Here is a 23,057-nt window from a genome sequence, read left to right as displayed (position 1 = left end):
AAAAGGACCAATGCTGGAAGCGTTGATGAAAAAGAAAAATAACGATGGTCGGTTTCGCTATTTATACTGGATCGTTGTCGGCATTTTTGTCGTACTGGTGTGCCGCCTCGTATACCTGCAGATTTTTGCCGGCGAATACTACCATTCCCTGGCCGAAGGCAACCGCCTGCGGGCTATTCCCATTGCGGCCATGCGCGGTATTATGTATGACCGGAACGGCCAGATACTGGTCGGCTCCCGGCCAAGCTTTATGGTCACTTATGTGCCGCCTGACAAGGAAGGCATGGCCGAAAGTGAAGTCAAGGAATTATCCAGGCTGCTCAATGTGCCTGAAGAAACACTGCAGGAAAAGCTGAAAAAAATTACTCATTCCTATGTGCCGACGATTTTGGCGACCGATCTTACACAGGACGTAGTAACCAAGATTGAAGAACGGCGGAATGAACTGCCCGGCATTTCTGTCGACGTACAGCCTATCCGCTATTATCCGTATAATGAAATGGCGGCCCAGATTTTTGGCTATGTCGGTCAGATTGACGAAGAAGACGCCAAGCGCCTGGAAGGGCAGGAAGGGGTGTCCAGTATTACGCAGATCGGCCGGGCCGGCCTGGAAGCCTACTATGATGACCTGCTGCGCGGCAAAGACGGCGGTCGTCAGGTAGAAGTCGATGCTGCCGGCTCGCCTGTGGCTGAAATGGAACGGAAAAATCCCGTTGCCGGTCATAATATGCACCTGACGCTGGATCTTAATCTGCAGCAGGCTGCTGAACGGGCCATGGACAAGCAGGTTGCCAGCGGTATGGGCACGCATGGGATTGCCGTCGTCGCCGTAGACCCCAATACGGGGGCTGTATTATCCATGGCCAGCCGGCCGGCGTACAACCCCAACTGGTTCACCCGGGGCATTACGGCTGCCGAATGGGCCCAGATCAATGACAATCCATACCATCCTATGGAAAACCGGGCCATTGCCGGTGAATATCCGCCCGGCTCAACGTTTAAGCTGATTACAGGCTCAGCGGCGCTGGAACTGAAAAAAGTTACGCCTGATGAAATGATTTTCGACAGCGGCCGTCATTGGCTGGTCGATATGCGCAACGCCGGCGGCGAAGCACTGGGCTGGATTAATTTCACCGAAGCCCTGGCCAAGTCGGATAACGTCTATTTCTATGAAATGGGCCGCCGCGTAGGCATTGACAAGCTGGCAGAATACGCTGCCATGTTCGGCATGGGGAAGAAGACCGGCATCGCCCTGCGCGGTGAAGCATCGGGTCTTATTGCCAGTGAAGAATATAAGAAAAAGACCTTTGATCAGGACTGGTACCTGGGCGATACGTTCAACTCGGCTATTGGCCAGGGGTTCCAGCTCGTCACGCCCCTGCAGGCTGCCATGATCGTCAGTGAAGTCGCCAATGGGGGCATTCAGTACCGTCCGTTCCTCGTCAGCCGCATCGATAATCTTGACGGCACGCCGTACAAGATTTTTGCGCCTGAACAGGTAGGGACCCTGGCCGTTTCCAAATCCACTCTCGATCTGGTCCGTGAAGGGATGCGCAACGTTGCGGAAGAATCCGGTACTGCCGGCTATTTGTTCTCTGATTTCCCCATTCAGGTAGCCGGGAAAACAGGGACAGCCGAAAACTTTGGCGGCCAGGATCACGGCTGGTTTGTTGCCTATGCGCCCTTTGATCATCCCCGCATCGTCATAGCCGTACTGGTAGAACAGGGCGGCTACGGTTCCAGTGCTGCCGGACCTATTGTCAAGGAAATGCTGGAAGAATTTTTCCATGTCGGTGCCTATGCCAATGGCGCACCAAAGGATACGGACACAAAGAAAGACAAAGATAAGAACGACACGAAGAATTCCACGGCAGCGGACAAGAACAGCAGCCGCGGAACTACAACGGATACGCACTAAGTGCATCGCAGAAAGGAGGCAGGCCTATGTCTGTTATTATTGCCGTCGCATCTGGTAAAGGCGGTGTGGGCAAGACTTTGATTACCGCGTCTCTGGCAACGGCACTGCACCGGTTGGGCCATACCGTACTGGCCGCAGATGCCGACATGGGGCTGCGCAATCTGGATTTGATGTTCGGCCTGGAAAACGATGTATTGTATGATGCCGGTGATATTCTGAAAGGGCGCTGCCGAGCATCGGAAGCGCTGCTTACGATTGCGCCGGGCTTTGATTTTCTGGCAGCCAGTCAGAAGCATACGTGGGAAAAAGTTGATACGCCAACGTATCATTATGTTATAGAACGGCTGGCCAAAGACTATGACTATGTCATTCTGGACTGCCCGCCCGGACGGGGACAGGCTTTTAAAGACGCCATAGCCCTGGCGGACCGCATTTTCTTCGTCATTGAGCCGTCGTGGGCCTCCATGCGGGATGCTGCCCGGGTTATGCAGTTCTGCCATAAACGCCGGCGGTTCAATTACGATGTATTGTTTAATAACTTTTACCGGTCTGCATCGGCCTGTGTGTCCCTCGATGAGATGCTGTCCATTTTGAATCCCGAAGGAATTGCCGGCGTTCTGCCTCATGATGAACGGGCGAATCGGGCAGCACAGACCGGACAGATTGCCCATATGCCAGACGGGCCTTTTACCAAGGCTCTGGCTCAGACTGCTGCTTATATAGAGACTGGGAATTTGCCGGACATGGAATACCTGCAGACCTTGCTTCCTGATGCAGAAGGCATTCCGGACGAGGAAGATGGCGATTCCAAAGACCAGACTGCTGCACAGAAGAGCATGAAAGAGCAGGCTGCAGCGGAACTGCAGCGGGCAGCGGCAGCGCTGCAGCGAATGACAGGAGCAGAAAAGACGCCGGATGCTGCTGTACCGGCTGTGCTGTCCCTGCGGAGCCGCCGGGAACAGTCTGCTTCATGGCGCCGTCGATAGGAGTAGGATATGTTTAAACGTGAATGGAAAAGTATAGATAAAGTGATGCTTCTCGTATGCATCTGTATTATTTTTATCAGCCTGTGCATTATTGGCAGTGCGACGCATATTAACAAGGGCGCTATTAATTATGATTTCGTAGCCAAACAGGGCGCTGCCTTTATTATCAATCTGCTTATTGTCCTATTTTTCAGCCGCTATGACTATACGCGTCTGCAGCATTTTGCCAAGCCTCTGTACGCTTTCAATCTGCTCATGCTTCTGGCCGTCATGTTTGTCGGTACGTCAGCCCTGGGGGCACAGCGCTGGATTCAGATCGGGCCTATTACGCTGCAGCCGTCGGAATTTTCCAAGCTCATCATGATTGTCTGCACGGCAGCTATGCTGTCCAATAAAGTCGGCAAACTGAACAATGTGCGAAGTGTTCTGCCTATTGCCTTATACGTAGGGATACCTTTTCTGCTGGTTCTGAAACAGCCTGACCTGGGGACGAGTCTCGTCTTCCTGGCCATTGCTCTGGGCATGCTGTTTGTGTCCAAAATAAAGCTGTCCTTACTGCGCAATATTTTTATTGCCGGCATCGTCCTGGCACCTATTGGCTGGCATTTTCTGAAAGATTACCAGAAATCGCGAATTACTGTATTTCTGAATCCCAATGCCGATCCCTTCGGCGCAGGCTATCACATTATTCAGTCCAAAATCGCCATTGGATCGGGCATGCTCTTTGGCAAGGGCCTGTTTCAGGGCTCCCAGAGTCAGCTGAATTTCCTGCCGGAAAATCATACGGACTTTATTTTTTCTGTCATTGGCGAAGAACTGGGCTTCTTGGGCTGTCTGTTCATTTTATTCCTGTATTTTATTCTCGTATACCGGGGATTAATCGTCGCCAGAGAATGTAAAGACAGTTTTGGCATGCTCCTGGCAACGGGCGTCGTCTCCATGTGGGCATTCCAGATTCTGGTCAACGTCGGCATGACCTGCGGCATCATGCCTGTTACGGGGATTCCACTGCCCTTTATGAGTTACGGCGTCAGCGCCCTGACGACCAATATGATGGGGCTGGGACTGCTTCTCAGTGTATATATGCGCCAGCAAACCATGATTTTTTAGTATGTAGGAGGAAACAGAGTGTCTCGAACTGTAAGCATTGACCCTATTCTGCTCAGCAAGGTCAGCAAGCCGGCCCGGTATGTCGGCGGTGAATGGAACAGCGTCGTCAAAGATCATGACGCTGTCAAGCTGACTGTAGCCTATTGCTTTCCCGATGTCTATGAAGTGGCCATGAGCCATTTGGGACTGCGGATTTTATATGCCCTGCTGAACGAACGGGATGATACGGCGGCTGAACGGGTATATGCACCGTGGCCGGATATGGAAGATGTCATGCGCCGCGAAGGGTGGCCCCTTTTTTCGCTGGAAACCAAAACGCCTGTTGCTGATTTCGACATGATCGGCTTTACGCTGCAGTATGAAATGAGTTTCACCAATATTCTGAATATGCTCGATCTGGCAGGACTGCCGGTGCTGGCAAAGGACCGGGGCGACGATGCGCCTCTGGTAGCCGCCGGCGGGCCCTGCGCGTATAATGCGGAACCTCTTGCCGATTATATTGACGTATTCTTTATTGGCGAATCGGAAGAGTCTACGCAGGTAACGGCAGATACGATTATTGCCTGGAAAGAAGCAGGAAAGCCTGGCGGCAAAAAGGGTCTCCTGAAACAGCTGGCCCAGCAGCCGGGGACGTACGTGCCGTCGTTTTACCGCCCTGTCTACGACAAGCAGGGAAACTTTCAGAAGCTCATTCCTACGGAACCGGAAGCAAAAGGACAGATTGAAAAGTGCGTCATTGCCGACGAAGAACACGTCTTTTTCCCGACTAAGCCCATTGTGCCCAATATCGATATTGTCCACAACCGGGCTGTGCTGGAACTTTTCCGCGGCTGCAGCCGGGGCTGCCGGTTCTGTCAGGCCGGCATGCTGTATCGTCCGGTTCGGGAAAAGTCGCCGCAGCGCCTGGTTCAGCTGGCCAGAGATATTATTGCCAATTCCGGGTACAACGCAATATCCCTCATGAGTCTGAGCTCGGCCGATTATTCCTGTCTCCCTGAACTGGTTGACATGCTCCTGGAAGAATTTAAAGGGCAGAACGTAAGCGTTAGCCTGCCTTCGCTGCGGGTCGACAGCTTTTCTGTCGATATTGCCAAAAAAGTGCAGCAAGTCCGTAAAAGCGGCCTGACCTTTGCGCCCGAAGCAGGGACGCAGCGCCTCCGCGATGTCATCAATAAAGGGGTAACAGAAGAAGATCTGCTGAAGGCCTGTGAAAATGCCTTCCAAAACGGCTGGTCCACAGTGAAGCTCTATTTCATGATGGGACTGCCGACGGAAACTGATGAAGATCTGGCCGGTATTGCTGACCTTGCCTATAAGGTATTGAATCTGTACCGCCGGACGACGGGAAAAAATAACGGCAAAGTAACCGTTTCCGTATCCAGCTTTGTCCCCAAATCCCATACGGCCTTCCAGTGGTTTGGCCAGCTGCCGGTATCGGAAATCCAGCGCAAACAGGAATACATTAAGGGCCTCATTCGGGATAAACATATTTCCTATCACTACCATGATGCTAAAACAGGACGGCTGGAAGCCGCTTTTGCCCGTGGAGACCGCCGTCTGGGCCGCGTCCTGTACGAAGCCTGGAAACTGGGCTGCAAGTTTGACGGCTGGACAGAAATGTTCCAGTACGACCGATGGATGGAAGCCTTTGAAAAGGCCGGCATTGACCTGGATTACTATGCGTCCCGCCAGCGAGATCTGAACGAACCCCTTCCGTGGGATCATCTCAGCAACGGTGCTGCCAAAGCCTTTCTGCAGCGCGAATGGCAGCGGGCAGCAGCGGCAGAACTGACCCATGACTGCCGCCATGAATCCTGTACGGGATGCGGTGTATGCCCCCATTTAGGCGTACAGATTATAGACCGGAAGGAGGGGGCCGACCGTGGCAAGACTGCGTTTAGCTGTTAAAAAAGAAGGGGCTCTTCAGTTTTTATCGCACCTGGATTTTGCCCGTGCTGTCCGGTATGTCATCATTCGGGCAGGCCTGCCGATCTGCTATTCTGAAGGCTTCAATCCCCATATGAAAATCAACTTCGCTTCAGCCCTGGGCGTCGGCGTATCGGCAGATGTAGAATACATGGACATGGAACTTAAAGAGAAGCTGCCTGTTCAGGATGTAATACAGCGGATGAATGCCATGTCGCCAAATGGATTTGCCGTCCTCGACGGAAAATATGTCGACAGTGCTGCCAAAAAGCTTATGGCTGCTGCCAATTATGCCGTTTATGACCTGACTGGCCCGGTTCGTTCCGGCTATACCCAGGCCGAACTGGATGCTGTACTGCAGGCATTTAACGATGCGCCCAGCGTAGTGTATAAAAAGGTACTGCCCAAAGGCAAGGGGAAAATTCGCCTCATTGAAATCAAGCATCACGTCATTGATGCCGTTACGGGAACGACCGACGGAACTAACGTCGCTCTTCGCCTCGCCATTTATCAGACCGAAGAAGGAGCTGTAAAGCCGTCGCAGGTATGGGATGTACTGTGCACACAGTTCCATCTCCCTGTGGAACCGGACCGCATGCTGGCCTGCCGCCGCGGCATTTATCAGCGAAAGGGAGAGGAAATTTGTTCTCTCTTTGACGTATAAACAGGTACCATATCCCTTGGTATATGAAAAGAACTCTTTCCCTGTACGACATACAGGAGGAAGCGTTCTTTTTTATCTCTGAAAACAATCGCACTAAAACAGACGGACGAAAGGGGGAAGAACAATGCTGGAACAGAAAACAGGGAATACGTCATGGGTGAGCGGACTGCTGGAATGGTTTCAGACACATCGCCGGGACCTGCCGTGGCGCCGTGATTTTCCCCGCGATCCTTATAAAGTATGGGTATCAGAAATTATGCTCCAGCAGACGAAAGTAGAAGCTGTAAAGCCTTACTACGACAGCTGGATGGACCGCTTCCCTACGCTGGAGTCCCTGGCTGCCGCCTCAGAAGACGACGTTCTGCGGCAGTGGCAGGGACTGGGCTACTATTCCCGGGCCCGGAATCTGCATGAAGCCGTGCAGGAAGTAGTGGCCTCCTATGGCGGTCACGTACCGGAGCAGAAGAAAGACGTCCTGGCTCTGAAAGGCGTCGGCGACTATACGGCCGGAGCCATTCTGAGCATTGCCTATGGGATGCCGGAAGCTGCTGTAGACGGCAATGTACTGCGCGTCTTTGCCAGACTGTACAATATAGACGGAAACATCCTGTCCAGTGCGGTAAAGAAACAGATTACGGCCTGCGTTGAGCAGTGCATTCCCCGGGACCAGGCCGGCGTATTTAATGAAGCCCTCATGGATTTTGGCGCTCTCGTCTGCATTCCCAAACATCCCCGGTGCGGCGAATGTCCCCTTGCCGCTTCGTGCCTGGCCAGAAAGGCCGGACGGGAACAGGAACTGCCCGTGCGGATTACGAAAAAAAAGGTCCCTGTCGAACCGGTTACGGTCGTTATGGTGGAACAGAATCGGAAATGGCTCCTTCACCGGCGGCCGCCGAAGGGACTCCTGGCTTCTATGTGGGAATTTCCCAATGCCGCCGGCAGCGGACACGAGGGCATTCAGGCCGTGCAGCATCTGCTGGCCAATTTAGGACTGGACATTGCCGTCGATCCGCTGCCAGTGCATACGCTGAAACATGTCTTTTCCCATAAAATCTGGCATATGACCGTCTACATCGGACATGTAACGGACGGAATACTAACAAATAAGGAGGATTGGCAGTGGCTGCCCTGTGAAGACTATGCGTCTGTGCCCTGGGCCGGACCGCATGGCAAGCTGACTGCCCTGTAATATGCGATATCTTGTACTGCTGCTCATTGCCTCTGTCGTCACAGCCCTGTCCCTGTTTCTGTGGGACTATATCTGGAAAACGGGAAGGCGTATTTCCTTCCTGGCAGCTGCCATGGCTGTGTCTGTCGTGGCAGTCTGTGAGCTCATTTATTATGGCCTGGCTTTTCCTCAGTGGCAGGGACATTTGCTTTTTCCGTTGCTCTATGACAGTACGCTCGCTTCGCTAAGCTGGCTGACCATGTTTTTCCTCTGCCTGCCTGTACTGCTGCTATGGGCTGCAGGCTGCGCCTTGTGGCGCCTGGTTCATGGCCGGGTAAAGCCAGAGCCGGCAGAAGCATTGCCTGATTCGTCGAACATGACGAGGCGGACCTTTCTGAAGGGGGCCGCTGCCGCTTTGCCGCTGGCAGCCCTGGCAACCAGCGGCTACGGCAATATAGATGGTGATACCCGGCTGGACACAGTACGGCATGACCTGTATTTCCCCAATCTGCCCGACTATCTGGAGGGCTATCGCATTGGCCAGATCTCCGATGCCCATATGGGCATGTTCTTTGGCCCTGAAGATCTGCAGAAAGCGCTGGATCAGCTGGCAGTACAGCAGGTAAACCGCCTGGAAATTACGGGCGATTTAATCGATGAGCTGGCCTATTTGCCGGAGTGCCAGAAGATTCTTACTCAAAATGCCGGTCGCTTTCCTGACGGCATCGATTTCTGCTACGGCAACCATGAATACTACCGCGGCCTGGAAGAGATTACACAGATGCTCTTACAGACGCCGGTGCGCATATTGCGCAACAGTCACATCTGTGCCAGTACGGGCCGGGGACAGGGCCTTTCTGGCGTCTCCGGCACCGATGCTGCGCCGTTTTATATTGTCGGTGCCGATTACAGCTTTGCCAACGGCGACGAAGCCTTTGCAGCAGAGCGGAATTCCTTTGTAGACGAAGCGCTGCAGGGCGTGCCGCAAGAAGCCTTTGTCATCATGCTGGCCCATCATTCGGCTTTTCTGGACGAAGGATTTTCCCGACATATTCCGCTTACCCTGAGCGGTCATACCCACGGCGGACAAATCATCCTGCTGGAGCCCCTGGTCGAAGCAGTAGGCTTTAAGTATTTACGGGGCCTGTTTCAGCAGGATGGCTGCTGGGGCTATGTCAGCCGCGGTACAGGACACTGGCTGCCTTTCCGGCTGGGATGTTCCCGTGAAGTCAGCGTTTTTACGCTTCATAATCAATAACAGGCAGGTGATATATTATGATGATACAGCAGGCTGTACTGCATGTATTCGATTTTCATACGAACATGTGCATTGTATCTCAGAAAGAACTGGATTTTTCCAGTGATGTCATATACGAATATGTTAATAAGCGCGTGTCCCGCATCCTTCATGACGCAGGGCAGAAGAAAGGGATATTTTATGCAACCAGCCGATACCAGCAGGCAGTGCAGAAACTGGCTGCCGGAGAAATGTCCTTTGCCGATGCAGCTGCCGAAACGGCGCGTTCCCTCTTCGATATACTGTCCCATTGTGACGAACCGGCATCGCAGGATCTTCTGGTTGTCGACTTCCGGGATGATGACGACCAGCGGCAGCTCGCCATTCTCCTTCTGGACCACAAAATGGCCTATACCCATCAGATTCTGGATGACGACGGAGCCGTGTACAATCAGCTGATTCAGCATCAGGCCATTTTGCCGGGGACGACGCAGAAAGCCTCGGCCTATGCCATCGTCAATCTGCAGGATTTTTCCATCCGCTTCGTCGATATAAAGCGCAAGATGGATGGAGAAGAACTGTATATCCTTCCTGACAAACTGCTCCAGTGCACAATGACCGTATCGGCGAAAGAAGCTGTCGGCGTCGTCAGCAAAATTGCCGAAAAAGTTGCCGACGAATATGGCGGCAGTACAGTCGAAGCCCTGTCGAAGGCCAAACATTATCTGGTAGAGCAGACCGAACAGGCCGATACCTTTTCGCCTCAGCAGCTGGGCGACATGATTTTTGCCGAATCGGAGCCGATGCGGCAGGAATTTACAGCGCAGCTGCAGGAAGCAAAGCTCCCTGACGATGTAGCCATTGGTCGGGAATTTGCCCAGAAAACGGGGAGAAGTCACAAGATTAAAACCGATACGGGCATTGAAATCATTTTCCCTTCTGAATACATTGAAAATACTGATTACATTCAGTTTATTAATAATCCGGACGGTACCATTTCTATTGAGCTCAAGGGCATCGGCAAAATCATAAATAAGTAAGATGTGTTTTCAGGAAAAGGATTCAATGAATTTTTCTGCCAGAGAAGAAAGGTAGCGGTTTTTCATCCAAATAGCGGCAATATGGGTATACAGGCGCGGTTCCCGCAGAATCTTCTGATGAAGGTGGGAATAGCTTCCCAGGGTAAAGGCCGACTGGGGGATAACGGCGATACCCAGGCCGGCATTGGCCCAGAGCAGACTCGTCCGGGCATCGTCGCTGCGGCAGAAAATCGTCGGCGTTACATTATAGGCGGCACAGGTTTCATGAATGAGCTGATCAAAGCGCCGGTAAATGATCAGGGGCTGGCCGGAAAGGTCGGGAATGGTAACTTCCTGGGCCGTAGGAAACCAGTCCAGCTCCTCGTTCAGGGCAATGCTCATAGGCTCTTCCTGGAGAAATTTGCAGTGAAAGGTTTCATACGGAAAAGGCGTACGGACAATGCCGATTTCAATGAGGCCTTTCGTCAGCATTTCAATAATGTCATACGTATTCCCCTCGTAGATTTCAAAGCGGACACCTCGGTACTGGCGGTGAAACTGGGCAACAGAAGGGCGCAGGATAATGCTGCCTGACGAAGAAACAGTCCCAATATTCAGCGTGCCGTGCAGGCCTTCTTTGAAGTCCATCAGTTCGCGCTGCGTAGAATCGGCCAGTATCAGCATTTGCTGGGCCCGGCGCAGCAGAATTTTTCCGGCATCAGTCAGCTGCATGCGCCGGGGTTTCCTGTCGAACAGAGAAACACCTAATTCGGCTTCCAGTTTTTGTATTTGCTGACTCAGCGGCGGCTGCGCCATATGGAGCCGCCGGGCTGCTGCCGTGATCTGTCCTTCTTCGGCAACAGCAATAAAATAGGTCAGCTGGCGAATATCCATAATAGCCTTTCATCTCCTTATCCATAGCATTTATATATAGTATACCAATAAAACAAATATTTTTCATATGGTTTCTTCCGTGCTATACTCAGGGGGAATCAGAAAGGAGAAGTTCTATGGAACCCAATACGTCCACGGTGTCGAAGAAAGACGGCCATTTTTTCTGGAATTTATTTAAATCTACCTTCCTCATCAGTGCCTTTACTGTTGGCGGCGGCTTCATCATCATTCCGCTGCTGAAATCAAAATACGTCGATCAATATCACTGGATTGACGACAAAAATGCACTCGATATGGTAGCCATTGCCCAGGCTATGCCAGGCATTGTTGCAGCCAACACAGCCATTATACTGGGATACCGCATGGCTGGCATACTGGGAACTATCGTAGCCCTGGGAGCGACGATTCTGCCGCCCCTGATTACGCTGTCGATTATTTCCTACTGTTATGACTATGTCGTGCAGAATGAATGGATTCGCCTGTTCCTGCGGGGCATGCAGTGCGGTGCTACGGCACTGATCGTCAATGTCGCCATTGATTTGCTGGTTAAACAGGTAAAAAAGAAACTGGCCCTGCCTATTGTCATTATTATTGTCACCTGTATCGGTGAAATGGTCTTTGACCTGAACATTATGCTGCTGGTTTTGATCGACGGTCTTGCAGGTCTGCTGCTGATGCGAAAATCGGTATACAATTAAAAAGGAGCGGTTGTCATGCTGTATCTTACGTTGTTCTGGGAATTCTGCAAAGTCGGCCTGTTCTGCGTCGGCGGCGGCTATGCCTCCATGCCGCTGATTCAGGACTGTGTCGTCGAAACGTACCACTGGCTCAGTATGAGTGAATTCGTCGATATTTTTACGATTTCGCAGATGACGCCAGGTCCTATCGGCATCAATGCGGCCACCTTTGTCGGTACGAAAATCGCCGGTATTGGCGGCGCCGTTTGTGCGACTGTCGGCTTTGTGACGCCGTCGTTTCTTCTCGGCATTATTCTGGCCCGGATTTTTCTGCGCTACGGCGATATCGGTCCCATTCGCGGCGTATTAAACGGTCTGCGTCCGGCCGTTGTCGCCCTCATCTGTGCCGCCAGCGTCAGCTTTATCTGGCTGGCCCTGTGGAATACGGAATCCATGCCAACACAGCTGAATACTATCAGCTTTGGCGGGCTGGCCGTCTTTATTGCTGCCCTTCTGGCAGTGCGCCGTAAGGCAGGCGTCATCAAAGTGCTGCTGGGCTCCGGCATCCTCGGTCTGCTGCTGGGCACGACAGGCCTGTTATAGCAGCTTCTGGCCTGCTGTCAGCATATCCATGGACAAATTAACTGCTGCCGCAGTTTTAAAGCAGGGAGTCCGCCCTTTATGTCGAATATATAACATATATGTCTTTTGACGGGAAATCCTTACGACAGGCGGTGGCAGTATGCATATTCAGTCGATACATATAAAAAACTATCGAAATTTAAAAGATGTTTCCATGACCTTTCACGAAAAGGTAAACTATCTGGTCGGTGAAAATGCCATCGGCAAAAGCGGCTTTCTCCGTCTCCTGGACCTGCTAAGTCAGGGCTTTGGCATAAGGGAAGCTGATTTTGCCGATCCGACACAGCCTATTTCCATCACCCTTTCCATGGAACTTCTCGAATCAGACCGGGAGTATATGGCTGCTTTTCCTGAAGACCGGCGGCAGCGCATGTGCGTACGCATTGTCCAGCATATTGAAGAAATATACCCCCGCATGTATGATGTGGAAACAGGGGAAGAACTGCCGCTGGAAATGATTCGCCATATCCGCTATATTTCGCATGCCTCTGCTCACGCAGAAGAAGTGGAAATTCCGGCCCAGGTCTACCGAAATCTGGGGGCCAAGCTGGTTCACTGGGGAAACTTCCATCTCGATGAACTGGGGCCGGATATACAGGCCTTCATTCAGCACGAAGCCGCTGTCGGTCAGATGGACTCATCCTATTATGCCGATATCTTCCTCCTGTCCCGTCTCCTGAGCCGCCAGGACCGGCCTCTGGCAGATACGCTGAAATTTATTTCTTCTACGGCCCTGCGCATTATTGCCCGTATCTGCATGATGGAACAGAGCAAAGCGGCACCGCTGGAACGAAGTCTTATTATTGACGATAAAGGACGGCGCTTTCTGCCCCTTATCGTGTCCATTGACGAGCCGGAAGTCCATCTCCATCCCTATATGCAGCGGTCTATTCTCCATTACTGCAAATCACTGCTGGCCAATGAAGACAGCCGTTTCTGTGAGCTCCTGAAAGCTCTGTTTGACCTGGACGGCCTGCGGGGGCAGCTGTTCATCGTCACCCATTCGACAGACTCCCTGGTCGATGATTACCGCAATATTATCCGCATGTACCGCAATGCGTCCGGCCAGGTATGTACGGCCTGCGGTGCGTCTTTTCATTTCAGTGAAGAAATTCAGAAGCACCTGATTATGCATTTCCCTGAAGTCAAGGAAGCGCTCTATTCCCGAAGCGTCCTCATCGTAGAAGGGGAAACGGAATACGGTTGTTTTCAGCTGTTTGCATCTTCCCTGAATCTGCCCTTTGATTACTACGGCATTTGTCTGATCAACGCCCGCGGTGAAAGTTCCATTGCCAAAATCAAAAAACTGCTAGAATACTTTAAGATTCCTACAGTTGCCCTGTATGATGCCGACGTGAAAGGGAGTCGGAAAGGGGAGCGGGGCGTCTACTTTACAGATGAGCTCTGTTTTGAAATGGATCTGGCCAAATCCATGCTGGACAAAGGCCGTCGCCGGGAACTGGACCGCATCATTTACCAGGCCAACGGTGACCATGGCCGGGCAACGACAGACATGCTGCGCAAGGCCTGCCGCAAGCTGGAACTGAATTATCATGACTATCCGGCGCGGATGCTGGGTCATGTCAATCCCCGAAACCGCAAGGCCCTGTATGTGTACTATTTTGCATGGCTCTACAGCAACAAAGGCGTCATTTTAGGCCGTCTTATTGGCCAGTCTCTGAGAAAAGCAGAAATCCCGCCGGCATTCGTCCGCGTCATCGAAGCAGCCGGCCGGCTGGCCAAAGTACGGGAAGAACCGAACGATACATAATACCACGAAAGCAGGAACAACATGTTATGAAATTATTCATTGCAGAAAAGCCGAGTATGGCCCGGGAACTGGCAAAATGCCTGCCACAGCCACAGAAGCGGCAGAACGGCTATATTACAACTGGCGGCGGCATCGTGACCTGGGCCTATGGTCATATGCTGCAGCAGGCAGAACCACAGGATTACGATCCCAAATACCGCCACTGGAAGGCCAGCGATCTGCCCATCATTCCCGATACATGGAAACTGCTCGTATCGCCGAACAGCAAAGAGCAGTTTGCCGTCATTTGCCGGCTTATTGAGGAAGCGGATACCATCGTCAATGCCGGAGACCCGGACCGGGAGGGGCAGCTGCTGATTGATGAAATCCTGGATTATGTAGGCAATACGAAGCCTGTAGAACGGATTTTATTAAATGCTCTGGATGAAAAAAGCGTCCGTGAATCCCTGGCCGATCTCCGGGATAACCGGAATTTTCGCAGTCTCCGCGATTCTGCCCTGGCCCGCAGCCGGGCAGACTGGCTTATTGGCATGAATTTATCCCGCGCCTATACGCTGGCAGCGCGCCGGCAGGGGCATACTGGCGTATTTCCTGTAGGGCGGGTCAAAACGCCTACACTGGCACTGGTCGTGCGCCGTCAGCGGGAAATCGACAATTTTCAGGCCGTAACCTACTATGTCGTGCAGGCTTCGTTTCTGCACCACAACGGCATGATTCAGGCCAAATGGCGGCCTGAGGACACGCAGAAAGGACTGGATGCAGAAGGGCGGTGTATTGAAAAAGACGCAGCCCTGCAGGTCCTGCAGCGTCTTCAGGAACACAGGGACGGCACGATTGGCGAATGGCAGAAACACAAAAAGAAAGAATCTCAGCGTCTGCCTCTGTCTCTTTCATCACTGCAGATTCTGGCCGGAAAAAAATACGGCTATGGGCCGCAGCAGGTCCTGGATGCTGCCCAGGAACTATATGAACGGAAACTGACGACCTATCCCCGGTCGGACTGCGAATACCTGCCGCTGAATCAGCGAAAAGATGCCGCACCGATTCTGGAGCATCTGCAGCAAGGCAGCGGCCTGCTGGCACAGTGGGCGGAAAACGCCGACAGCCGCATAAAGAGCCGGGCCTGGAATGACAGTAAAATTACGGCCCATCACGCCATTATTCCGACAACCGTTCCCTGTAATCCTGAAAAGCTGACGACAGTGCAGCGAAATATTTATTTTCTCATCGCTCAGGCATACATTGCTCAGTTTTATCCCGTTCATGAGTATGACCAGTCACGGATTTTTATCAGTGCTGCCGGAGAAACCTTCGTCGCTCACGGCAAGACCATTACGGTCATGGGCTGGAAAGGCCTGTATCAGGCTGAAAAAGACGAGGAAGACAAGGAGGCCCAGGCGCTGCCTGTCGTCCGCAAAGGCGATGCCGTACAGTTTCAGGACGGCTCCGTCACCGAGCAGGCGACAAAACCGCCGCCGCGCTTTACGTCTTCGTCGCTGGTTGCAGCTATGAAGGAAATTTATAAATATGTCAAAGACGAACGGCTGAAGAATAAGCTGAAAGAAGTACAGGGCATTGGTACGGAAGCGACGCGGGCGGCTATTATTGGCGAATTGCTGACGCGGAAATTTCTCCTTGAAGAGGGCCGTAAAAAGTATTTGCGGCCTACCGAAAATGCTTACGTCCTTGTCGATCTTCTTCCTGACGAAATGCTCTATCCTGATGAAACGGCTGTCTGGGAAGACCAGCTGTATCAGATGAGTGCCGGAAAAGGAAGTCTTACGGCCTTTCTGCAGGAACAGACAGGCTTTATGAATAAGCTCATTCAGGCTGCGGCTGCTCTCGTATCGGCTGTGACGGGAGGTAAGTCCTGTCCGCTCTGCGGCAGTGCTCTGGTAAGGCGCCATGGCAAATACGGTGATTTTTATGGCTGCAGCAATTTTCCGGCCTGTCGGTACACAGAGCCCGTTACCCCGTCTTCTTCTGCAGCAGCGCCGGGAAAGCCTCTCCAGACGTCTTCCTATTCCTGTCCGCGATGCCGGACGGGATATTTTATCCGCAAAGAAGGACCTTATGGTGCCTTTTGGGTATGCAGCAACAGCAGCTGTCACACCAGGTGTGCCGACGTTCAGGGAGTACCCAGTATTTATGCAAATAAAGCATAGATCGGAGTGAGCCGTATGGACAGGGAACAAATACACTACTTATATCGAGCTGGCCGCTGGAAGGATCTGATTAATGCCTGCCAGAACGAGGACACTGCTTCCTGGAGTCCCTGGGAATATTATTACTATTCCTATGGCCTGCGCCGGACAGCACAATATGCCAGGGGACGGGCTGCAGCCAGAGAAGGTATGATACGGTTTCCTGACTTTATTCCCCTGCGCGGCGTATACTGCTGGTGTCTGTATTATCTGTACGTACGTCCCTTTCAGGGGACAGGGGCACAGTGGCCTGATTTCTGCCGGGCTGTCGATGCCATCCTTACGTATAGTGAACAGCGGGAAGACACGCCCTATGAATGGGCGGTGTGGAAAATGGCAGAAGCTCTGAAAGGCCGCGGCAGTGCAGCAGTGGAACGGATGTATACCTATCTGAAAGCGCTGGACCCGGACAAACTGTCGCAAAAGCCGATTGTGCATACAACGGGGAAGGGAGTGCAGGTTGGCCCGTCTCCCCGTGAGCAATGGTATTCGCAGATGAGCCGGGTCCTCATCAAGAGAAAGGAATATGATGCCTGCATTGCCTTGTGTGAAGAAGGGCTGCGCGTGTTTCCGGAACTGCATTATGACAACGACGTGTGGCTTTCCTACCGCATTTCGCTGTGCCGTCTCCATTTGGGACACGTAGATGAAGCGGCAGCCGGATTTCAGGCTCTTCTCCGCTATCATCAGCACTGGATTTTATACCGCGGCCTGTTCTACACGGCAATTGCCGGAAATCAGAGAACAGATGCGCTGAAATACGGCTCTGCAGCGATGCTGGCTGCCGGTGCATACAGCAGCAAGGTCAATCTTCTCGTCGAGCTGGCCGATGTACTCAGCCAGAAACGAGCCGATGCGCGCTGGGCCTATGGACATCTTCTGCTGGCAAAACAGATACGGCAGCAGCAGGGATGGCGTGTTCCCGAAGCCGTGCAGAAAAAGCTGGCTGTCTATCCGGAACAGTCCCTGACAGAAGACGCACTCCTTGCCAAATTAAAACCATTCTGGCTTACTCATAAACATTGGGGAGAAACAGAACGGCAGGGAGTTATTGCATCGGTACTTCCCAATGGGGCAGGATTTGTCCGGGAATATGGCGGCCACTCTTACTATTTTTCGCCAGAAAACCTTTGGCATGGCCCGGCAGAAACGGGGATAGCTGTCCGTTTTTTCGTAGAAATCGGCCAGGATGGGGTTGACGGGCAGGCGTCTTGCCGGGCCGTAGACCTGCGGCCTCAGGAAGAGTTATTCTGACCAGAGCAGAGAACGATGCTGCGCAGGATCAGGTATGGCCCCTGAAATACAGAGACATCCTTTCCTCTGTGTGATACAATACGAATAGTGAATAAAGTGAGGGGAATGGAATGAAAAGTATTGTAGGCAATGTCATGCCGGAAGAAACGCGCATGGCTATTATAGAAGACGGACGGCTGCGGGATTTTGCTGTCGAGCGGAATGATGACACCCATATTGTTAATCATATTTACAGGGGAACCATTCAGAATATTCTGCCGGCCATGCAGGCAGCTTTCGTCAATATTGGCCGCCGGAAAAACGCATTTTTGTATTTAGGCGATTTATTTCCCCGGGCTGCAACGAAAGAAGAAATTCAGCAGGCCCATATTTCCGTTGGCCAGAGCCTGCTAGTGCAGGTCATTAAGGAAGAGCGGGGCAGTAAGGGCGCCAAGGTGACAGCCAATGTCAGTCTGGCCGGCCGCTATGCCGTGCTCATGCCGACAGTCGATTATATTGGCGTCTCCAAAAAGATCCGCGACGAACAGGAACGGGACAGGCTGCGGGCTATTGTGGCCCACATCAAGCCAGACGGCATGGGGCTTATTATCCGCACCGTTGCCAAAGGTGTGCCTCAGGAAGCACTGCTGGCTGACATTACCTATTTGCTGCGAACCTGGGACAGTATATGTCAGCGCTATAAAATGACGAAAAAAAACAAGCTCCTCTACAGGGAAGCCGATCTGGTCATGCGTATGGTACGGGATCACATGACGGCAGACGTCAAGAAGGTCGTCGTCGACGATAAGGACGCGTATGAACGGATTTGTCAGGTCGTGACAGACAGTCAGCAGCGAAGCCGCGTGGAACTGTACAGCAGCAGTCAGCCTATCTTTGAGTTTTATCGCCTGGAAGAAGATATTCAGCACTTAATGGACCGGGAAGTACCCCTTCCATCTGGCGGCACCCTGGTCTTCGATCACACCGAAGCCCTGACGGTTATTGACGTCAACAGCGGCAAATATACGGGTAACAGCACCCTTCAGGATACGATTTTTCACGTCAATAAGGAAGCAGCTGTGGAAATTGCCCGCCAGCTGCGGCTGCGGGACATTGGCGGCATTATTATTATCGACTTCATCGATATGGCCCGAATTCAGCAGCGCGATGAAATTCTGCAGATTCTGGAACGGGAAGTAGCCTCAGACTGTACGAAGACGCACGTCATGGGCATGACGGCCTTGAACCTCGTCGAAATTACCCGAAAAAAATCACGCCAGGGCCTGCACCAGGTGCAGTTCAGTCCGTGCGATGTCTGCGGCGGCTCAGGATATCTCTATTCGCCGGAATCGGTAGCCATACAGATTATTCGCCGCCTGCGGTACATGGTACACATCCGTCATATCAAGGGAGATTTGCTCATTTCGGCCCATGCCACCGTCCTGGCGATTCTGCAGGATAAGAAGCGCTGCAGTGAGCTGGAAAAAGAACTGGCCCGTACCCTTCATTTTGAACAATCCAACCATCCCAACAGGGAAGTATTTTCTATTTTATCGTATACGGAAGACTAAAAAACGGGAACCCTCCAGCATCATACAGGAGGGCTCCCGTTTTTGTAGTTTGTGCAGCACCGTTGGCTTATTTGGCCGACAGGCGCAGGTTACTGCAGATAGAATGTCATATTGACTGTTTCGCTGAGTGTATTCGTACCTGCTTCTACAGGCGTATAGTCAGCTACTTTGGCTGAGGCCAGGCGCAGCGAAGTGCCGGCGTAAGCGTTGTCATAAGACGGCGATGTACCGTTAATATTGATTTCCTTTACCTTGCCCAGCTGGCTTCCGGCAGCCAGGGCAGCCGCTTCAGCGGCGCGGCGGCCGTTAATGACAGCCTGTTTAATGAGATTGGCTTTGATCGTATCCGCTTTTTCATTGGTAAAGCGGATTCCCTGTACTTTGTTGGCGTTCAGGCTGGCCGCTTTGGCAATGACCCGGGGAATCATGTCCATATCACTTACCTTTACCTGTAAGTTGTTGCTTACCGTATAGGAAGCAATTTTCCGTCCCTTTGGCTCATAATTCGGCGATATGTAGAATCCCGTGGTCTTCAAATTTTCCGGTGCAATGCCCATGGCTTTCAGGGCTGTCGTAACGTTGTTCATAACCTGGTTGTTCTGCGTCCGTGCTTTCTGCGCATCTTCATCGGTGCTTTCCATGCCGATTGTGACGTACGCCGTATCAGGGGCCACTTCCTGCTGAGCATATCCCGTGACGTTGATAACTGAAGGCTGCGGTCCATCAGCGGCAAAGGAAGGCGCCGCAAATAAGGCAGCACTGGTCAGCATCACAGCCAGAGCTGCAGACTTTAACAGTGACGATTTCATGGTATATAATCCTCCTTTATTGAAATACGCAACTACTTGTACGGATACTTGTAGTATATCATCAGCTGTTGCGGCTATTCAATGCAGGATTTGCGAATGTTAAGGAACTGTAACATTGCGGTCAGACTTCTTTTTCTGCTGCCTTCGGGAACGGAAAAAGTCCCGCATGACAGCGGCACATTCGTCGGCACGGACGCCGCTGGTGACTTCAACGCGGTGATTTAAGGCCGGATTATCGACAATCTGAAAGAGTGAGCGAACAGCTCCGGCTTTGGGATCATCACAGCCGTATACGACGCGGTCCAGGCGGCTGTTGACGATAGCACCGGCACACATGGGACAAGGCTCGACCGTGACGTACAGGGTGCAGCCTGACAGACGCCAGCGCTGTAATGCGTGGCAGGCCTTTTCAATAGCCAGCAGCTCCGCATGGGCCGTGGCACAGGGCAGGCTTTCCCGCAGGTTATAGGCGCGGGCAATGGCTTTTTTTTCGTGTATAATAACGGCACCAATGGGAATTTCCCCGACGGCCGCGGCAATTCGTGCCTGTTCCAGGGCCTTTCCCATATAAAACTCATCTTTTGTCATGAACAGGTTCCTCTCTTTAGCAACGATAACGGTTAATTATGTATATTGTAATGGGTCTACCGGTAAATGGCAACCTAAGGAATGCAGTGATACTATAAAAAAGAAATATATTATTAACAACGGAGAAAATATTTCTTTTCTTCGAAGAGAAACTCATACATATTAAGCCCGGTATTGCGATAAAGGCCCATATTGCCTTCTTTAAGCTATTTAAGTGATTCTTCGGTGAAGAACAGTCAGCTAAGGTCACGATATTCAGCGTGATTTGGATTTCAATGATTCAGGCGGTCATCAGGGTAAACTTGCAAAGAAAAATCCGTCGAAAAAATCGACGGAATCGTGGCATTATTTCTTTTTAGAATACATCGCTGTGGCTTTCTGTACGGGTTAGTGTCAATGTCAGAATATCGGTCTCGATTTTGTAAATCAGCAGCCAGCCTGGCAGGATATGACATTCACGGAAACCAGCATAGTTTCCCGACAGAGCATGGTCCCGGTATTTGGCGGGAAGCAGCTGTTCCATTACAAGATAATCAAGCACTTCCTGAAAAAGCTCTGGCGTATGTCCCGGCTGCTTGATTGCCCGCTTGTAATCCTTGCGGAATTGCTTGCGGAAACGGATCTTAAGCATTCAGTGTCTCCATGACATCTTCCACAGAATCATAGGTCTTGCTGAGGTTGCGGTGATGGTTCACATCATCAACGGCTTTTAAGGTTTCCAACTCATTCGGCGAAATACGCAGATCAAACGGGATGCCGCCATAGCGGACAACGGTGCGCAGAAACATGTTGATTGCAGTAGAAGTCGGAATACCCAGATCCGAAAAAATAATCTCGACCTGATGTTTTAAATCCGCATCCACACGAAGATTTAACGTTTTTGTATCAGCCATATGAATCAACTCCTTTTACTGTCATTATAAAGTTAATGAAGGAAAATATAAAGTGATTTACGTTACAATATAAACCAGGAGGAATTTATGCAGATTCCATTTTTCCTGGCTGTTTTAATCCCGAGACAAACCGCAGGATTATTACATAGGCACAGATTTTCACTACCTCTTCGGGCCATCGACCAGCGGCAAGAACGTCTATGACGAACGGGGTGTTATTGTGTTTTAAGTCAGGCGGCAGGAATCAGAAGATATGATGATGAACTTCCTGACCGGTTTTCCTCTGGACAGCCCATCCATCAGGTACCCGGTACGTGGTCAGCATCTCTTTGAATTGCCGGGCGAGTTCGTTCCCCGGTTCTTCAAATCCTGTTACACGTTCCCGAAGGTATTTCTTTTCCAGCTTTCTGTACCGGGCATCTGTAAGAGGTATATGCCCGGTGTCCTGCTCGAGAGCATCGTATATTTTATCAACAGAGGGTGGCAGATATACAAAACAGGGATATTGAAAAGGAAAATCAGGGTGATGGAGAAGGGAAGCAAAAAAAGTCTCAAATTCATTTAACAGGTATGGGACAGGAACATCCTGCTGAATTTCTGATTTGTATCGCAGTCCTTCTCCGTCATCACCTACCCTTACTGAAAAATGCACAAATTCCTGTTGGAAAGCGTCCGTAAAATCACGGATTTCAAAAGATATCTTATCCGTATTGTTTATCACATAGAAATCGTAAGGCTGGCGGTTTTGTAGTGCGTTATAGAGCTGAATCATGCCGGGAATCCCATCACTTTCCAGCTCATCAAAGCAAATCGTCAGTTGTGATCTGAATGGCATACGGACAATCATGGTAAGTCCGCCGAAATAGATATCATGCAGCTGGAACCAGCAATATTCTTCTCTTAAGGATTTAAACTTGTTCTTCTTCACAATGATCCCCCCTGGACTTTTATTATACGGGATGAAAAAATTTTTTGATAGCTTTCTGGAGGACTTATGCATATTCCTTTTATTTCTAAAATGTTTCATACCAGGGATAAGCCACAAAACTATTATTCCGGAACAGATGGATGAGAAATATATCCTGCTACCCTTTTTCTGGCTGCCGGAAGATATCCTGGAATTGTGCTGTCGGCGTGATCATGTACTTTATGATATCTGGCAGAAACCAGGATTCATTCAGACGGCAAAAGGGAACGTCATCCACTATGTCCTTATCGGGAAATCGCCTATGACCGGTGGAACGCTACCCAGATGGTGCAAAATCTCGAAGACATGGGCTTTACCATGGTACCCTTTGGCCAGGGCTAAGGATATGTCGCCTCCAACCAAGGAAATGTTCAAGCTCCTGATGGAAGAGAATATTACTGACGCCGAGAAAAACGAGCTCACTCTGTAAGGCGGTTGAAATAAGGTTACAGGCTAATGCAGCTGTCTGCAACGAAAAGAGCAACTCATTACTGTGTCATTTCGAATAGCACGGTAATAACTGTTCAAGCAGCGATGGAAACTACTGCAATGCCATCTGGATAATAATCAGCCAGGTCAGCAGGGACTGCATGGCCGTGGAAAAATAGCGAGAAAAGAAACAAAATAGACTACCCATTGTCAAATTTTCAAGGTATAATGAATTCGTCGCGTAACTTCTTTGAGATTATGTATTTTTAGCAAATTAATTATACTTTAAAGCGTAGTTTCGCAATATTTATTTATTCAAAAAGTTGTAAACTATTATAAACATTTAGAAGG

The 23,057-nt window shown here is 51.1% G+C and carries 21 protein-coding genes; 15 read left to right on the top strand and 6 right to left on the bottom strand.

Annotated elements, in window-relative coordinates; translation table 11 throughout:
- The first annotated feature begins 10 nt into the window (after window positions 1-10).
- The 8 genes from mrdA (at window position 11) to Q3886_RS00465 (ending at window position 10,049) form a co-directional block, all read left to right on the top strand.
- A complete protein-coding gene (gene mrdA / locus Q3886_RS00500) occupies window positions 11-1,918 on the top strand; it encodes a penicillin-binding protein 2 (protein WP_301859134.1) in 1,908 nt (635 codons plus the stop codon).
- Between the two features lie 26 nt (window positions 1,919-1,944).
- On the top strand, window positions 1,945-2,904 hold the full coding sequence (locus tag Q3886_RS00495; RefSeq protein ID WP_301859133.1) for an AAA family ATPase: 960 nt from the start codon (window positions 1,945-1,947) through the stop codon (window positions 2,902-2,904).
- A 9-nt stretch (window positions 2,905-2,913) separates the two neighbouring features.
- Window positions 2,914-4,014, top strand: coding sequence for a rod shape-determining protein RodA (gene rodA / locus Q3886_RS00490; RefSeq protein WP_301859132.1), 1,101 nt, complete (start codon window positions 2,914-2,916; stop codon window positions 4,012-4,014).
- Window positions 4,015-4,032: 18 nt separating this feature from the next.
- Entirely contained in the window at window positions 4,033-5,922 is a 1,890-nt protein-coding gene (locus tag Q3886_RS00485) for a TIGR03960 family B12-binding radical SAM protein (protein WP_301859131.1), read from the top strand.
- Complete coding sequence (locus Q3886_RS00480) at window positions 5,897-6,604, top strand: TIGR03936 family radical SAM-associated protein (protein ID WP_301859129.1); 708 nt, start codon at window positions 5,897-5,899, stop codon at window positions 6,602-6,604. Before Q3886_RS00485 ends, Q3886_RS00480 begins: the two co-directional genes overlap by 26 nt.
- Before the next feature lie 124 nt (window positions 6,605-6,728).
- A complete protein-coding gene (mutY, locus tag Q3886_RS00475) occupies window positions 6,729-7,793 on the top strand; it encodes an A/G-specific adenine glycosylase (RefSeq protein WP_301859128.1) in 1,065 nt (354 codons plus the stop codon).
- A 1-nt stretch (window position 7,794) separates the two neighbouring features.
- Window positions 7,795-9,030 (top strand): metallophosphoesterase, encoded by a 1,236-nt coding sequence (locus Q3886_RS00470; RefSeq protein WP_301859125.1) that lies wholly within the window; start codon window positions 7,795-7,797, stop codon window positions 9,028-9,030.
- Window positions 9,031-9,047: 17 nt separating this feature from the next.
- Window positions 9,048-10,049 carry a nucleoid-associated protein gene (locus tag Q3886_RS00465; RefSeq protein WP_301859123.1) on the top strand — a complete coding sequence of 334 codons (1,002 nt, stop codon included), beginning with the start codon at window positions 9,048-9,050 and terminating at the stop codon, window positions 10,047-10,049.
- Between the two features lie 9 nt (window positions 10,050-10,058).
- Here the strand turns inward: Q3886_RS00465 and Q3886_RS00460 are convergent, their stop codons facing one another.
- Complete coding sequence (locus tag Q3886_RS00460) at window positions 10,059-10,922, bottom strand: LysR family transcriptional regulator (protein WP_301859121.1); 864 nt, start codon at window positions 10,920-10,922, stop codon at window positions 10,059-10,061.
- A gap of 116 nt (window positions 10,923-11,038) precedes the next feature.
- Here Q3886_RS00460 and Q3886_RS00455 point away from each other — a divergent pair, with 116 nt between their 5' ends.
- The 6 genes from Q3886_RS00455 (at window position 11,039) to Q3886_RS00430 (ending at window position 19,020) form a co-directional block, all read left to right on the top strand.
- The gene (locus tag Q3886_RS00455) at window positions 11,039-11,620 is read left to right on the top strand and encodes a chromate transporter (RefSeq protein ID WP_301859120.1); all 582 of its coding nucleotides are present in this window, start codon (window positions 11,039-11,041) and stop codon (window positions 11,618-11,620) included.
- Window positions 11,621-11,635: 15 nt separating this feature from the next.
- On the top strand, window positions 11,636-12,202 hold the full coding sequence (locus Q3886_RS00450; RefSeq protein ID WP_301859119.1) for a chromate transporter: 567 nt from the start codon (window positions 11,636-11,638) through the stop codon (window positions 12,200-12,202).
- Window positions 12,203-12,341: 139 nt separating this feature from the next.
- On the top strand, window positions 12,342-14,012 hold the full coding sequence (locus Q3886_RS00445; protein ID WP_301859118.1) for an ATP-dependent endonuclease: 1,671 nt from the start codon (window positions 12,342-12,344) through the stop codon (window positions 14,010-14,012).
- A 26-nt stretch (window positions 14,013-14,038) separates the two neighbouring features.
- Window positions 14,039-16,177, top strand: coding sequence for a DNA topoisomerase III (locus Q3886_RS00440; RefSeq protein WP_301859117.1), 2,139 nt, complete (start codon window positions 14,039-14,041; stop codon window positions 16,175-16,177).
- Between the two features lie 15 nt (window positions 16,178-16,192).
- Window positions 16,193-17,470, top strand: a complete 1,278-nt coding sequence (locus tag Q3886_RS00435; RefSeq protein WP_301859116.1) for a tetratricopeptide repeat protein — start codon at window positions 16,193-16,195, stop codon at window positions 17,468-17,470.
- Window positions 17,471-17,580: 110 nt separating this feature from the next.
- Window positions 17,581-19,020 (top strand): Rne/Rng family ribonuclease, encoded by a 1,440-nt coding sequence (locus Q3886_RS00430; RefSeq protein WP_301859115.1) that lies wholly within the window; start codon window positions 17,581-17,583, stop codon window positions 19,018-19,020.
- A gap of 89 nt (window positions 19,021-19,109) precedes the next feature.
- On the opposite strand, the gene Q3886_RS00425 is transcribed toward Q3886_RS00430, so the two are convergent.
- From Q3886_RS00425 to Q3886_RS00405, 5 genes are all read right to left on the bottom strand, one after another.
- Window positions 19,110-19,829 (bottom strand): SIMPL domain-containing protein, encoded by a 720-nt coding sequence (locus Q3886_RS00425; RefSeq protein WP_301859114.1) that lies wholly within the window; start codon window positions 19,827-19,829, stop codon window positions 19,110-19,112.
- A gap of 99 nt (window positions 19,830-19,928) precedes the next feature.
- Window positions 19,929-20,417, bottom strand: coding sequence for a tRNA adenosine(34) deaminase TadA (gene tadA / locus Q3886_RS00420; protein ID WP_301859113.1), 489 nt, complete (start codon window positions 20,415-20,417; stop codon window positions 19,929-19,931).
- Window positions 20,418-20,772: 355 nt separating this feature from the next.
- Complete coding sequence (locus Q3886_RS00415) at window positions 20,773-21,048, bottom strand: type II toxin-antitoxin system YafQ family toxin (RefSeq protein WP_301859112.1); 276 nt, start codon at window positions 21,046-21,048, stop codon at window positions 20,773-20,775.
- The gene (locus tag Q3886_RS00410) at window positions 21,041-21,310 is read right to left on the bottom strand and encodes a type II toxin-antitoxin system RelB/DinJ family antitoxin (RefSeq protein WP_301859111.1); all 270 of its coding nucleotides are present in this window, start codon (window positions 21,308-21,310) and stop codon (window positions 21,041-21,043) included. The genes Q3886_RS00415 and Q3886_RS00410 overlap by 8 nt, the downstream gene beginning before the upstream one ends.
- Before the next feature lie 244 nt (window positions 21,311-21,554).
- Window positions 21,555-22,238 (bottom strand): hypothetical protein, encoded by a 684-nt coding sequence (locus Q3886_RS00405; RefSeq protein WP_301859110.1) that lies wholly within the window; start codon window positions 22,236-22,238, stop codon window positions 21,555-21,557.
- A 31-nt stretch (window positions 22,239-22,269) separates the two neighbouring features.
- Between Q3886_RS00405 and Q3886_RS00400 the strand changes: the two genes are divergently transcribed.
- Entirely contained in the window at window positions 22,270-22,707 is a 438-nt protein-coding gene (locus tag Q3886_RS00400; protein ID WP_301859109.1) for a hypothetical protein, read from the top strand.
- The last annotated feature ends 350 nt before the right edge of the window (window positions 22,708-23,057 follow it).

The organism is uncultured Megasphaera sp. (assembly GCF_958350005.1).
Classification (GTDB): Bacteria; Bacillota; Negativicutes; order Veillonellales; family Megasphaeraceae; genus Megasphaera.
The sequence above is the reverse complement of the archived record's forward strand: the minus strand, read 5'-3'. Positions and strand labels throughout refer to the sequence as shown.